This window comes from Streptomyces sp. NRRL B-1140, from assembly GCF_001280065.1.
Lineage (GTDB): Bacteria > Actinomycetota > Actinomycetes > Streptomycetales > Streptomycetaceae > Streptomyces.
In genome coordinates this window covers 12,750-25,100 of record NZ_LGEA01000124.1, presented here as the reverse complement: position 1 = coordinate 25,100, position 12,351 = coordinate 12,750, and the positions used below count along the sequence as shown (strand labels likewise).

Here is a 12,351-nt window from a genome sequence, read left to right as displayed (position 1 = left end):
CACGGGCTGCCCGGGCAGCGCCGGGATCGACTGCTAGGGTCTGGGCGCCCATTCCGTCCACCACCACGGCGCTCCGGGGCGCCGAAAGTAATCCGTCTGGAGAAGCGCGCCATGCCCGATCCGACCCCTGCGGCCAGGAGTCTCAGCCAGGCGATCGACGGCGGTGACAGCCAGCAGGTCAACGAAACGACCCGTGAGTTCATCGAGAAGCTCACCTTCGCGACGGCGGACGAAATCCTCGCCATGCTCGAGGACGTCCTCACCGAGGACTGGATGGCCCTGCCGCCCTGGGCCCGGAACCTCGCCTACCGTCTGGCCTGCCTGCAACGTCCCGACGACCCGCAATTGCTCCGGGAAGCAGCCTCAGATCTGCTGTCCTTCGGACCCGACTGGGACACGTTCGCCGAGGACCTCAAGAGGCGCGCGGCGGAACTGGAATAGAGCCTGAATTCCGGAGAGGCCTTGCCAGATGCACTGTCCGAGCCCATCCGTGGCGCCACGAATGCGGCCCCGCAGTTGTGGCGTGACCTGGACTACCCGAGGAACGACAGCCGGACCCGGCGGCAGGAGTTGTCGACACTGTGGTCCACCAGACACACCGACCGCCAGTACCGAGTTCCAGGCGGCTGCCGCCGACCGAGGGAAGAAGATCGACCGCGGTTCTTCGCCATAGCCCCCGCCCTGATCGATAGACCCACCGAACTGATCGGGAGTCCGACGACATCGCGTGACGCTCCCGGATCACGGCACGGCTCCTCCGACCTGGAGATGTCGCAGAAGCCGGACGCGGAGTCCCAGCCGACGGGCACGTCCGTCTCATTTTCCGGCACCGCAAGGACGTCGTCGTGACCAAGGGGTCGGCTCCCAAGTCGGCCAGGGCATCACGGCGTACGGGCCGTCGGGGATCAGGGGCGGCCACTCCGGTGTGACGGCAATCGGCGCCAAGCCCACGAACCCCGGGGGGCCGATCAGCACCTGTTCTACGAAGGCGGCTGAATGCCGTGGGGTCCGACGAAAGGTCCGGAATCATGAACGACCGGCAGGCGCCGGAGTGGCTGGACACCCTTGGCCGCTGCGGACTTGAGGTGATGGGGAAGGCGGCACCTGACGGCCCACCCGTGAACGCGGCCATCCATGCGGTCAGCGGATTCGAGGTGGAGCCGGTCACCGCAATCCCCGCTTCCTCCCCCCACGCCGCCGACGAACTGGACGATGCGTGGCATCGCCATGCTGCACAAGTTTCGCTCTACGGCAAGGACGGAGAGTTTCTGATCCTCCCGCCCGTACCTGGCGGGAGCCAGGTCGGCTGGATGCACGTAAAAGACCCGGTCGGCAAGAACGCGGCGCGCTGGGGCACCCGTCCCGTATCTGCGCGGCGACGGGTTCACCCGAGTTCATTGCCGTTTCGGTTGACGGCCGCCACCTGTGTGCCACCTCCGTAGAAGAATCCGACTACTGGGTCGTAGTACACGAATTCTGAGTTCCGATGAGCGTCACGAGCCTAATTTCCCGGTCGATTTCGACCGCCGGTTCTTCGCCATCGCCACCGACCTCATCGGCACCCCCACCGAAGTGATCGACGAGACGGGCGACATCGCGTGGCGCACCCGGAGCACGCTCTGGGGCACCACGGCCTGGTCCCGGGACAGCAGCACCTACACCCCACTTCGCTTCCCCGGCCAGTACTACGACCCCGAAACCGGCCTCCACTACAACTACTTCCGCCACTACCACCCCGAAACCGGCCGCTACACCTCCCCCGACCCCCTCGGCCTCGCTCCCGCCCCGAACCCCGTCGCGTACGTGGACAACCCGCACAGCGGGTGCGACCCGCTGGGCCTCATGCCCAAGTACACGAAGGAGGAGCGGGCGCAGAAGCGGATCAACAAGGTCTGGGACGACATCGTCGGGTCGTCGAGATCCTCTAGAACCCGGACGCCGTGTACCACCCGACGGGCACGGCCGAGACGTTCACCTTCAGACAGGGCGACGACATCGTGGTGATCGACGGCCCCGGCAACACCCAGGGGCCACGTCATCGCGGCGTACGGTCCCTCGGGCATCAAGGGCGACTCCGGGGCCACGGCGCACGGCGGGAAACCCACGGACCCCGACACCCGGTGACGCACGAGGACATCGTGAACGGCAGGATTCCCGCCGAGGACGGCCCCTTCCAGCCTCCGGCGGTACAGATCAGATGAGGCAGTGATGACGACGAAACCGAAGTTCGACGGCGGCTGGTCCGCGACGGTGACGGACGAGCCGCTCGACCTCGTTCCCCGTCTCCTCGGTACTTTCCTGATCGTTTCCCCCTATACGGACCGGGTGGAACGGGAGAAGTTCCTCGCGGACACATTCGGCAGCCAGGCAATCCGGACGCGGCCCATGCCACACACATCCCTGGCGGCTCAATTTCCACTTCCGTACTAGTGACGAACGGGTGTTTCGCATTGAAGTCTCACGACTTCATCGGTATCGCGCGCATGATTTCGGAAGCAGATGCACAGGCACGAGAACGCGCGGCCGACGAAGTGACCGACCACCTGGGTGCGTACACACCCGCCCAGGCGTCGGCTCTGGCGACACTGCTCGCGGCAGCCGCTGTCTGCGAAAAGGAAAACTCCGCCCTGGAAGCCGAACTGCACGCTCTCATCGAACTGACGTCCACCGGCCATGTCGGCCTTGAGCACATCGCACCTCTGCGGGAGATCGTTCTCGCCGGCCTTCCTCCTCAACTCCGCGACTGTGTCAGCGACCTACTGGAAGGACGAAGACCCAGGACGGGCAGGCCCAGCTACCGACATGGACCTGGCCCAGCACGGCGCCGTAGTGGGCTGAAGCCTCACCGACGCCGCGCACCCCCTGCCCACGGCTTTCGCCGCTCGACATCGCACCTGCGTCCGAGGCCACGCGCAACTGCTCACCGAGCACCGACGAAATCGGTTGGCGCCGCTCGAGGCCGAGCAGGACGCAGGGCTTGCCGCTCGGCGACGTCGTCATCTCCGTCACTCACGACGAGCCGGGCCGTGTCACCTTCAAGGATGCCGCCGGACGGATGGCCAGAGGCGGGGCCGGGCGAGGCGACTGACCGTCCCCCTTTGACACATCATCAGGTGCAGCGTCAGACGAGCGTCAAGACAATGCACCACGAGCTGCTCCTGGCGTGCCCGATCCAGGAGAGCCAACTGCTGGACGTGACGAAACCGCAGGTCACCGATGCCGCGAGCTGGAAGTGCGAGCTCCATGTGAGGTATTCCGGGAAACAGGTCGAGCCCACCTGGCAGTGCCTGAGCAACTCAGAAGAACCAAAGGTCAGAGTCCTTTCTCAGCGGGCTCCAAAATCGCCACGCACTCCACATGCGACGTCATCGGAAAGAGGTCGGTCTGAGTGAGTCATGGAAAAGCCCAGGTCAGAGCAACTTCCTCGGCTCGCCGGGCAGCCTGAGGGCGCCCAGAGCGTCAAATGAGCGTCACGACTGGCCGGACGCACCCGCCCTCGGTATGGCAGGCGCGTCACCTTCATCAAGAGCTCTACGGATCTTGTCGCTTTCTGCGGGACGACTGCGCGGCGCCGGTATTCCTACTCCTCCGTGGCAGCGTGGGAAGAGCACCTTGCTCCAGTGGTGTGCCAAGGCGGTGAAAGGCTTGGGGACAAGCCGCCGGCTGCGAGGACCGTCTGGCGCTCTGCGTTCGAGGGCGAGCTGCTCCAGCACCTCCTCGCGCAGATACTGACACAGCGGAGCGATAGACGACACCAACTGGCCCACAGTCGTGATGCGTCGGGGCTGCCACCGAGGAATTCCCGCAGCAGATCCCGAAACGCAGCTCCGTCGGCTGCACTGGTACGCAACCGGCTTCCGGACCGGTACAGATCACCTTCGAGCCGTACCGTGCGCAGAGGCCGCGACCCGCCTCGGTACAGGCACCAGGTGTGACCGTTGCTATACAGCACATTCGGCAGCCGGCGCATCAGCTCCCACTGCTCCCGGTCCCGCTTGGAGAAGCCGTCAGGCGTGACGTCGTGCCCCGGGGCCTTCAGCTCGAGGAACCCGGTGATGCGCCCCGATGTCTCCACCGCGTAATCCGGACGCACCCGGGCCTCGGGCAAGGAATACTCAGGATGTAGGCGAGGACGCAGCTTCCAGCGCGCCCCGAATGTCTCCACCAGCTTCGCCACCGGCAGGCTGATGGACGCCTCCGTGTCGCTGACCCGCAGACGCACCTTGCACTCGGACCCAAAGTCCGCCACGAGAGCCCTTATCCACTCCTCCGGCACCTTGTCCCCCTCCAAGCTGTGGACACGGACGGTGGATCACCGCAGACACAGCTTGTTGGAGGCGAAAGGACCGGCTCAGTGCGCACGGGGGGCGCGCGAGGGGCACGGACGGCGCGTTCCGTGACCCCTGGGAAAAGAGGGGCGGATGTTGGTCGGGAAGAGACCGCCAGAGCCACCTTGACCGCCCCCTCAGGCGGGAAGGCGCTCTAGGGACGCCATTCCCGATTTACTGCCCGGGGTCCTGGACTCCTTCCTTCATTCCGTCATCGCAGCGATTCGCGGTGTGCGAATCGCCGAAGGCGACCCTCTGCCCCGCCTCTCGAAAGTCCTGCAGATGCTTGCCGCCATACGCATTAACCCGCTGGACGGACGACCCCCGAGGGCGGGACCAGCACGCCCGGCGGACTGCCAGGAGTCAGCACCGCTCACGGAAGAGCAGACTGCGGCAACCAGCTCACCCGGGGATCCGCCCCCGCTCGCTCCGGACGCCGGCTCGCACATCATGACCCTCACAACGTCTCCGGCCGCCATAATGGAGTCATGCCCTCCAGCCCACAGCACCCCGCACCCACCCCAAGGGACGTTTCGGGAGCGGACGCCGAGGACCTCGCGCTGTACCGGGAGAAGTTCCGCCGCCGTCTGCCGGAGTCGCTGGACGAGCTGCGCGGGCCGAGCCACGGTGTCGTGGATCTGCCGCTGCACATGTCCTGGTCCGGGATGACCTCATACGACCTGGGCAAGCCGCGCCAGCGTATGGGCCTGTACCGCACCGTCCTGCACGAGGGCCTGCACGACGACCTGCCCCGCTACCTCAACCAGGACCTGCTCCTCCAGCTGTGGCCGGTGCTGCGCACCCTCGTCGGTCGCACCGTGCGCGCCGTATGGGAGGACGCCTTCCCCCAGCTCGCCTCCCGCCACCGGGCAGCCGCGTGACGGACATGCCGGAGCTGCACACGCGGCTCCTGGCGGATGTGATCGCCCTCGGTTCCCCGTATCCACTGGTTCTCACCGGTGGATACGCCGTGCGGGCGCACCGCCTCGTGAACCGCCCCAGCCAGGACCTTGATGTCGCCACCGAGAACCCGGCGCCCATGGCCGACATCGCCGCCACGCTCCGCTTCGGCTTGGAAGCCCGCGGCTGGGAGGTGCGCGCGCTGGAGACCGCCCCGCTGTCCGCCCGCTTCACCGTGACCGACCCGGCCACCGGCCAGGAATGCGAAGTCGACATCCTCAAGGAGATCTTCTGGCGGCCGGTCGCCCAGAGCCCGTACGGCCCCGTCCTCGCGGAGGAGGACGTGATCGGGACCAAGGTCCGCGCCCTCGCCGACCGCGGAGCGCCGCGCGACCTGATCGACGTGTTCGCATCCTCCCGCCGCTGGACCAATGCCGAGCTCGAAGAGTTCGGCCGCCGCCACGCCCGCGGCCGCTTCGAGCGCGAGGATCTGCAGGCGAACCTCACAGGCGCCGAGTGGACCGACGATGAAGCCTTTGCCGCCTATGGGCTCGATGACGCCACCATCACCGCTCTCCGCTCCTGGGCCGTGGAGTGGGCCGACGACCTCGCGACCCGTCTCCTCGAAGAGTCCGTTGATCCGCACATCGACTGATCACGTCCAAATGAGGGCTCGCGGTGAGACGCGGAGCTTGCGCGCTGAAATCCGCCGTCCCGTACAGTGCCAGGGTGGTCACCACCAGTGCCCACGGATGCAAGGTGCCCGCCGGGGCCGGCTACAGGTGCAATCCCACATGGTTCACGATGAACCGCTTCTCCTCGGAGTCGAGGGCGAAGTAGATGCGTCCGACCTCATTGGGCGAGACGGCGTCCCGGACCTTGATGTGCGGCAGTCCGTCCCAACGCTTTCCGTTGAACATGAAGTAGCGCTTGTCCTTGTCCTTGCTGAGTTTCTCGTCGTTGGGCGCGAATTTCAGTCCGTGGTTGTCGTAAAACCACTGGGCCAGCCTGGGCATCCTGCCGGAATTGGAGTACAGGTCCGTCGCAGCCTGCGCGAGGGCGGTCAGCCGGTCGGTCATCTCCTGGGCGTACGGGTAGCGGGAGTCCTTCCAGGCGCGCGCCGCTCTCGCCGTGAACACGATGTGCTCCTCCGATGCCTTAACGAGAGCTTCGAAAGTGGGTACGGCGTCCGTTCCCAGAGGAGGGATCTCGCTCCAGGCGTCGAAAGTGGCCGCCCGCCCGCTCCCGCCCTTCGACAGATTTAGGTACTCGTTCTTCCAGTAGTCCCGGTCCTGACGCAGTGCCTCAGCGGTGGCGGCATCGTCTCGCGCCTTGTCGCGTTCCTCCATGCAGCTCTGTGCCATGTCCTCCCAGGATGTGGCGTCCTCTTCGAGCTGCCGGACACGTTTCTGCAGCGCTTCGAGCTCGGCGGTCGTGTCTCCGGCGGCCTGGGCACGCGACAACTGCTCCGCCGCCCTGCGGGCTCCCGCGCGGTACGACGCCTGTCGCGCACGCTCCCACGCCGTGTCACTGCCGCGGGCGATGACAGAGAGAGGGGCGAGCGACGGCATCAGCCGCCGTTCCACGAAGGACGTCTGAGACACCTCCTCCCGTGAGTAGGCGGGGTGCTCCAGGCCGAGGTCGGGCCAGACCAGCCGGGCGCCACCGCTGGGTACGGCCACCTGCTCGTGGGCCCGGCGGACGGCCTGTGCGGTCACGTAGTTCAGGGTCACCACCTGGGCCAGGCCGGCGAGTTGTCCCGACGCATCGGCCGCCGCGCTCCATCCCGCCTGGTCCCTGGGGTGCATCAGGAGGATGGGGAGGCGCGTGCGAAGCGCCAGGACATCAAGGAGTACGTCAGCGTGACTCTCCTCCCGGATCCTCTCGTACCGCCCCGTGGCGAGCTGGCTCAGCACCCGCACTTCAAGTTGCTCGTCGCCGAGCACCGCCCGCAACAGGTTGGGGCGCTTGAGCGGCGGATCCTGCACCGGCGCTATCCAGCCGTCGGGGATCTCCCTGCCCATGACGATCCTGAGCCCGCCGCCTTCCCCCGACTCGGAGACCGTGACCCGGGTGACAAACTGGGCCGGTCCCGTAGACAGCGGCTGGTGGATGGTCATGCGCAGGGCGCGGGTGAGTTCGTCGCCCGCCACGGTCCAGCTCACTGTGCGGTCACCATGGCCGGGAATCTTGCCGGCGAGCACCGCCCGGCCATCCCTGTCGAGTTCGGTCGCCGACGGTGCCGGTACACGTCCGTGGTGGCCCAGCCAGTCGGCGAGATGGCCGCGAAGGCTCTCGTAGACGTGGCCCGGCTGCTCCTGGGCGGACCGGATGTCGAAACTGACGGCATACAGCGCCTGCACGGCGGCTCCCCTCACCCCGGTGCCCTGTGCGACGACCGTTTCCCCCTCGAAAGCGGTCAGGGCACCGCTCGGAGAGCAACCGTAATACCGCCACGCCCAGGTCCGTAATGCCCTGGGCGTGGCTTCGGGGCCGACCGTCCGGTCAACCGAACGCCATAGCTGCTGGCCCCGACGCGGCCGATGAAATGGGGAGCCGTCGTGCCGACTCAACCACCGCTACGAACGCCACCCTCGCAACTACCTGGCATTCCTCGGACTCGCCGCCGCCCTCTGCTGCTACAAACGACTCATCCGCCTCACCACGTAGGACACGGTCTAAGCACCGCCCGGGACACGGCCGTGGAGGACGGCGTTCGCGGCGAGTTCGGCGATGACCAGGACGACCGTGTCGGGTGCCTCGGTATCGTGCGGGTGGCCCCCACCCGGTTGCTGACTTTCGAACTCCGAGAACCGAGCTGCCCACTGTGGTGCGAGATACCGAGATCATCCCGCGATGGCCCCGGTAACGCCCAGAGCCCCGAAGCGAGCGTCAGCCGAGCGTCAAGATTCCTCGACGGAACCCCTGAAAGCGCCGCCGAAGCGACCGTCTGCCTCAAGAAGTCGCAGGTCAGGCAACCTTCAGGGATCGATCCATCCATTCGACCCGCTGCATGGAGAGGAACAGGTCGGTCGAACCGCCTGCGGCACAAAGCCGCAGGTCAAGCGCCCTTCACGGCAGGCTCAAGGATAGCCACACACTCCACATGCGACGTCATCGGAAAGATGTCGGCCTGAGTGAACCAGAGAAAAGACCAGGTCAGAGCCGCTTTCTCGACTCATCGGGCGGCGTGCGGGCGCCCAGAGCGTCAAACGAGCGTCGCGGCCGTAAGCCCATCCCGCCCACTCGGGGCAGACCAAGTTGTCACAACCAGCTCCCCCAGCAGGATCTGCCCCTCAGACCCCGGCCCGGCTCGCTCATCATGACCCGCGCCCCTCCTCCGGCCGCCATATTGGACTCATGCCCCCCAGCTCACAGCACGCCGCACCCCCGCCGAGGGACTTCCCGGGCGCGGACGCCGAGGACCTCGCGCTCTACTGGGAGAAGTTCCGCCGCCGTCTGCCGGAGTCGCTGGACGAGCTGCACGGGCCGACCCACGGTGTCGTGGAGCTGCCGCTGCACATGGCCTGGTCCGGGATGACCTCAGAAGCCGTATCCCAACCGAACGTGATCTCTAGGTTTTCGCTGGTCAGGCATGGTTTCACGCAGGGCGAGGAAGGCATGCCGGCGTCTTGTGTCCGCTTCATGACCGAGGGGTGTGCGGTGGCGTCGGTGCTGGGAATGCTGGAGGAACGGGAGGCGGCTGCCCGCGTGCGGGTGGAGGGCTTGCGAGAGGAAGTCGCGGGGTTGGCTGAGGTGTTGGAGGCCGCGGAGATCGAGCTGGACCGGCGGGTGATTGCGCGGGAGGAACTGGTCGAGGCCCTGGCAGTCTCTGCGGCCGAGTCCACTGCCGTGACCACGACCGAGGCCGAGGAGAAGGCGGCGCCGCCGCTCGCGCCGGTGCCGGGCTCGACGGTGCCGCCCTGGCGGGAAGGGCTGCCGATGACGGTTCTGGCGCCGGACTATCAGCGGATTGTGGGCGTGCTGGAACAGCAGCGATCCACTGGTCACGGGCCACTTCGAGCCAAGGAGATCGCGGTGGAGCTGGGCCTTGGGGCGACGCCGGCGAAGGTCGAGGGGCTGCGGTCGAAGGCCCGGCGCCTGGCGGAGCGCGGGTGGCTTCTCCTGGAGGCGTCTGGGGCATTCAGCGCCGGCCGGCGGCCCGGGGCCGTGCCAGACGCCGGCTCATCCGCGTGACCATCGACCACCGGATCATCGCCTCGCTGGTGGCGGGCAGGGTCTCGTAGTCCCGCGCCAGACGGCGGGAATTCATCAGCCACGCGAACGTGCGCTCTGCCACCCAGCGCCTCGGCAGCACCACGAACCCGGCCATGTCGTCGGTGCGCTTGACGATCTCCAAGGTCAGGGCGAGTTTGTCCCGGCACCAGCCGACGAGGGAGCCGGTGTAGCCGCCGTCGGCCCAAACAAGGGTGATGTCGCGGTGCAGGCGACGCAGCCGCCTCAGCAGGCCAGCCGCGGCGTCCCGGTCGCCGATGTTCGCGGCGGTGACCGTGACGACCAGGAGCAGACCGAGGGTGTCGGTCACGATGTGCCGTTTGCGGCCCGGCACCTTCTTCCCTCCGTCGTAGCCGCGTGAGGCGGCCGGCACCGTCGCGGCGGCCCGCACCGACTGCGCGTCGATGATTCCGGCCGTGGACTCGGCCTCACGGCCCTCGTGCTCCCGGACCTTCCCACGCAGCCGGTCGTGGAACTCGGTGATCAGCCCGTGCTCGCGCCAGCGGCGGAAGAAGGCGTAGACCCGGCCCCATGCGGGGAAGTCCGCGGGCATCGCCCGCCAGGAGATCCCGCCCGCGACCAGGTAGCGGATCGCGTCCAGCAGCTGGCGGTGGCAGTAGCCCTCGGGCCGTCCGCCCCGCCCCTGAAGCCAGGTCGGCACCGGCAACAATGGCTGGATGGCCGCCCACTCCGCGTCCGTCATGTCCGACGGATACCGGCGAACCCGATCGGGATGATCGGCCGCGTTGCCGTACACGTGCGCGAGGCAATCGCACGACACGGCGGGCGAGTTGAAGTCAACGGGCTCGGGCGCGTACAACAACGACAACAGGGCCTCCGGGAACCGCTCGGAATGGGGTCGCACCCCCGAGCTACCAGGAGGCCCTGCCTTCATGCACGTATCGCCGTGAGATCAGCCGTCCAGGAACTCCGTTCGATTCACACGTTCCAAGATCGGTTGAGATACGGCTTCTCAGTCAGCACCAGGCCAAATCTGAACAACCCACACCTCAAGGGGATCGTCATGCGGCCCTTCAGGAGGGAAGGGGTCGAGTGCCAGCGAAGCCTCAACATGATCTCGCCCTCGGCAGAGTAAACGCAGGTGATAGCGCCCCGGCCGCAGCTCGATCTCGCCGTAGCAGACGCCACCCAAGTCGACCACTGCGAGGTGATCTGCCATCGGAGAATGGAAAGCCCGTTCGTACTCCCACGAGCCTGATGGCTGAGGAGCGGGCCCGTCCCACACCTCCAAACGCACCAAAGGGTAGAAATCGTTGTCGCTGGAGGTGAGGCTCCAGCCTTCACCGGGGATCTGAACGATGTCGTCCTCCGCCGGTGCTTGTTCGAAGAGGATGGGGCCGATCTGGATGGTCCTGTAGTACACGCGCGGGCGGACATCAACAGCGTTGATCAGAGTGGGCACTTACTCTCCTCACCGTCGAGCGAGCAGGGCCCGTCAGGCTAGCCCCGGCTTGAACTCAAAGCCCCCTCAGCTCACCTCGCGACGACCACAAGCGGGCACTCGCCCCTGGCTTCACGCGCGTACCGCCGGAAGATCAGCCGTCCAGGAAATCCGTTCGATTCACACGTTCCAAGATCGGTTGAGATACGGCTTCTCATACGACCTGGGTAAGCCGCGCCAGCGTATGGGCCTGTACCGCACCGTCCTGCACGAGGGCCTGCACGACGACCTGCCCCGCTACCTCAACCAGGACCCGCTCCTCCAGCTGTGGCCGGTGCTGCGCGCCCTCGTCGGCCGCACCGTGCGCACCGTATGGGAAGACGCCTTCCCCCAGCTCCCCACCCGCACCAGGGCAGCGGCGTGAAGGATATGCCGGAGCTGCACACGCGGCTCCTGGCGGACGTGATCGCCCTCGGCTCCCCGTACCCCCTGGTCCTCACCGGCGGATACGCCGTGCGGGCACACCGCCTCGTGAACCGCCCCAGCCAGGACCTCGACGTCGCCACCGAGAACCCGGCGCCCATGGCCGACATCGCCGCCACGCTCCGCTCCGGCCTGGAAGCCCGCGGCTGGACGGTGCACGCGCTGGAGACAGCCCCGCTGTCCGCCCGCTTCACCGTGTCCGACCCGGCCACCGGGCAGGAATGCGAAGTCGACATCCTCAAGGAGATCTTCTGGCGGCCGGTCGCCCAGAGCCCGTACGGGCCCGTCCTCGCGGAGGAGGACGTGATCGGGACCAAGGTCCGCGCCCTCGCCGACCGCGGAGCGCCACGCGACCTGATCGACGTGTTCGCGGCCTCCCGTCGCTGGACAAACGCCGAGCTCGAGGAGTTCGGCCGCCGCCACGCCCGCGGTCGCTTCGAGCGCGAGGATCTGCAAGCGAATCTGTATGGGGAAGCCGTCCGGGGCATGAGCCTGCGCGACCAGCCGCCGGAGGCGACGATGACCTTCTCGAACGTCCAGGTCCTGTCGCCCGAGGTGACGACCACGCCATGGTCGGTTCCGGTGATGCTGTCCACGGGTGTGTTCTGAAGGACGGTGGCGCCGTCTGCCTGAGCCGCCGCGACGGCGGCGCCGACCGCACGGTCCGTACGCAGCACGCCGGCGCGGGGGTCATAGACGGCGCAGTCGTCGGGGCGGAGGTTGTGCTGGGGGTAGCGCTGCGCCAACTCCCCCCCGGCTCAGGACGCTGTGCTCGGCTCCAGTGACGCGCGCGGCCTCGAGGAGGCTGTTGATGTAGCTGCCGTTCGCCGTGCCGATGGACAGGCCCCTGGTAGTGGTGAGGATTGCCTGCCCGGTTTCCGCTTCGAGCTCGGCCCACAGGCCGCGAGAGCGTTCGATGATGGGGTAGTACTCGGGCCTGCCGCGGTAGACCATGCGGAACAGGCGGGTGTCCCCGCCCACGGCACTGCGGCCGTGGGCGGG

At 67.4% G+C, this 12,351-nt stretch carries 10 protein-coding genes and 6 pseudogenes; 10 read left to right on the top strand and 6 right to left on the bottom strand.

The annotated features are described in order from the left end of the window. Positions 1-111: 111 nt before the first annotated feature. The 4 genes and pseudogenes from ADK65_RS29915 (at position 112) to ADK65_RS29905 (ending at position 2,430) form a co-directional block, all read left to right on the top strand. Positions 112-441, top strand: coding sequence for a hypothetical protein (locus tag ADK65_RS29915; RefSeq protein WP_053674111.1), 330 nt, complete (start codon positions 112-114; stop codon positions 439-441). Positions 442-1,028: 587 nt separating this feature from the next. Further along, positions 1,029-1,442, top strand: a complete 414-nt coding sequence (locus tag ADK65_RS37565) for a hypothetical protein (protein WP_234353000.1) — start codon at positions 1,029-1,031, stop codon at positions 1,440-1,442. Between the two features lie 76 nt (positions 1,443-1,518). Next, positions 1,519-1,848: pseudogene (locus ADK65_RS40025) on the top strand (RHS repeat-associated core domain-containing protein); the annotation flags it as partial. Between the two features lie 360 nt (positions 1,849-2,208). Continuing rightward, positions 2,209-2,430 carry a hypothetical protein gene (locus ADK65_RS29905; protein WP_053674109.1) on the top strand — a complete coding sequence of 74 codons (222 nt, stop codon included), beginning with the start codon at positions 2,209-2,211 and terminating at the stop codon, positions 2,428-2,430. A gap of 318 nt (positions 2,431-2,748) precedes the next feature. On the opposite strand, the gene ADK65_RS38685 is transcribed toward ADK65_RS29905, so the two are convergent. Further along, entirely contained in the window at positions 2,749-3,000 is a 252-nt protein-coding gene (locus ADK65_RS38685) for a hypothetical protein (protein WP_159038838.1), read from the bottom strand. A gap of 1,816 nt (positions 3,001-4,816) precedes the next feature. Between ADK65_RS38685 and ADK65_RS29900 the strand changes: the two genes are divergently transcribed. Together ADK65_RS29900 and ADK65_RS29895 are read left to right on the top strand one after the other, a co-directional pair. Then, positions 4,817-5,209 carry a hypothetical protein gene (locus ADK65_RS29900; protein WP_053674108.1) on the top strand — a complete coding sequence of 131 codons (393 nt, stop codon included), beginning with the start codon at positions 4,817-4,819 and terminating at the stop codon, positions 5,207-5,209. A gap of 5 nt (positions 5,210-5,214) precedes the next feature. Next, the gene (locus ADK65_RS29895) at positions 5,215-5,883 is read left to right on the top strand and encodes a nucleotidyl transferase AbiEii/AbiGii toxin family protein (RefSeq protein ID WP_199825730.1); all 669 of its coding nucleotides are present in this window, start codon (positions 5,215-5,217) and stop codon (positions 5,881-5,883) included. Positions 5,884-6,004: 121 nt separating this feature from the next. Here the strand turns inward: ADK65_RS29895 and ADK65_RS29890 are convergent, their stop codons facing one another. Next, entirely contained in the window at positions 6,005-7,591 is a 1,587-nt protein-coding gene (locus tag ADK65_RS29890; RefSeq protein ID WP_053674106.1) for a hypothetical protein, read from the bottom strand. Between the two features lie 202 nt (positions 7,592-7,793). Here ADK65_RS29890 and ADK65_RS39005 point away from each other — a divergent pair. Beyond that, positions 7,794-7,898, top strand: a pseudogene (locus tag ADK65_RS39005) (IS5/IS1182 family transposase); the annotation flags it as partial. A gap of 17 nt (positions 7,899-7,915) precedes the next feature. Here the strand turns inward: ADK65_RS39005 and ADK65_RS39455 are convergent. Further along, a pseudogene (locus ADK65_RS39455) lies at positions 7,916-8,008 on the bottom strand (ATP-binding protein); the annotation flags it as partial. Positions 8,009-8,588: 580 nt separating this feature from the next. Here ADK65_RS39455 and ADK65_RS39845 point away from each other — a divergent pair. Further along, the gene (locus ADK65_RS39845; protein WP_324614317.1) at positions 8,589-9,425 is read left to right on the top strand and encodes a hypothetical protein; all 837 of its coding nucleotides are present in this window, start codon (positions 8,589-8,591) and stop codon (positions 9,423-9,425) included. Here the strand turns inward: ADK65_RS39845 and ADK65_RS29875 are convergent. Continuing rightward, positions 9,373-10,167, bottom strand: a complete 795-nt coding sequence (locus ADK65_RS29875; protein ID WP_053674105.1) for an IS5 family transposase — start codon at positions 10,165-10,167, stop codon at positions 9,373-9,375. The genes ADK65_RS39845 and ADK65_RS29875 overlap by 53 nt on opposite strands. Before the next feature lie 270 nt (positions 10,168-10,437). Beyond that, entirely contained in the window at positions 10,438-10,887 is a 450-nt protein-coding gene (locus tag ADK65_RS29870) for a hypothetical protein (RefSeq protein ID WP_053674104.1), read from the bottom strand. Positions 10,888-11,080: 193 nt separating this feature from the next. Here ADK65_RS29870 and ADK65_RS29865 point away from each other — a divergent pair. Both ADK65_RS29865 and ADK65_RS29860 read left to right on the top strand, forming a co-directional pair. Further along, positions 11,081-11,290: pseudogene (locus tag ADK65_RS29865) on the top strand (hypothetical protein); the annotation flags it as partial. Positions 11,291-11,295: 5 nt separating this feature from the next. After that, positions 11,296-11,820, top strand: a pseudogene (locus tag ADK65_RS29860) (nucleotidyl transferase AbiEii/AbiGii toxin family protein); the annotation flags it as partial. 65 nt (positions 11,821-11,885) lie between these two features. Here the strand turns inward: ADK65_RS29860 and ADK65_RS39450 are convergent. Then, a pseudogene (locus ADK65_RS39450) lies at positions 11,886-12,095 on the bottom strand (FAD-dependent oxidoreductase); the annotation flags it as partial. Between the last annotated feature and the right edge of the window lie 256 nt (positions 12,096-12,351).

Coding starts and splice junctions, on each gene's coding strand:
- ADK65_RS29915 (WP_053674111.1), top strand. CDS start 112: ATGCCCGATCCGACCCCTGCGGCCAGGAGTCTCAGCCAGGCGATCGAC.
- ADK65_RS37565 (WP_234353000.1), top strand. CDS start 1,029: ATGAACGACCGGCAGGCGCCGGAGTGGCTGGACACCCTTGGCCGCTGC.
- ADK65_RS29905 (WP_053674109.1), top strand. CDS start 2,209: ATGACGACGAAACCGAAGTTCGACGGCGGCTGGTCCGCGACGGTGACG.
- ADK65_RS38685 (WP_159038838.1), bottom strand. CDS start 3,000: ATGACGACGTCGCCGAGCGGCAAGCCCTGCGTCCTGCTCGGCCTCGAG.
- ADK65_RS29900 (WP_053674108.1), top strand. CDS start 4,817: ATGCCCTCCAGCCCACAGCACCCCGCACCCACCCCAAGGGACGTTTCG.
- ADK65_RS29895 (WP_199825730.1), top strand. CDS start 5,215: ATGCCGGAGCTGCACACGCGGCTCCTGGCGGATGTGATCGCCCTCGGT.
- ADK65_RS39845 (WP_324614317.1), top strand. CDS start 8,589: ATGCCCCCCAGCTCACAGCACGCCGCACCCCCGCCGAGGGACTTCCCG.
- ADK65_RS29875 (WP_053674105.1), bottom strand. CDS start 10,167: ATGACGGACGCGGAGTGGGCGGCCATCCAGCCATTGTTGCCGGTGCCG.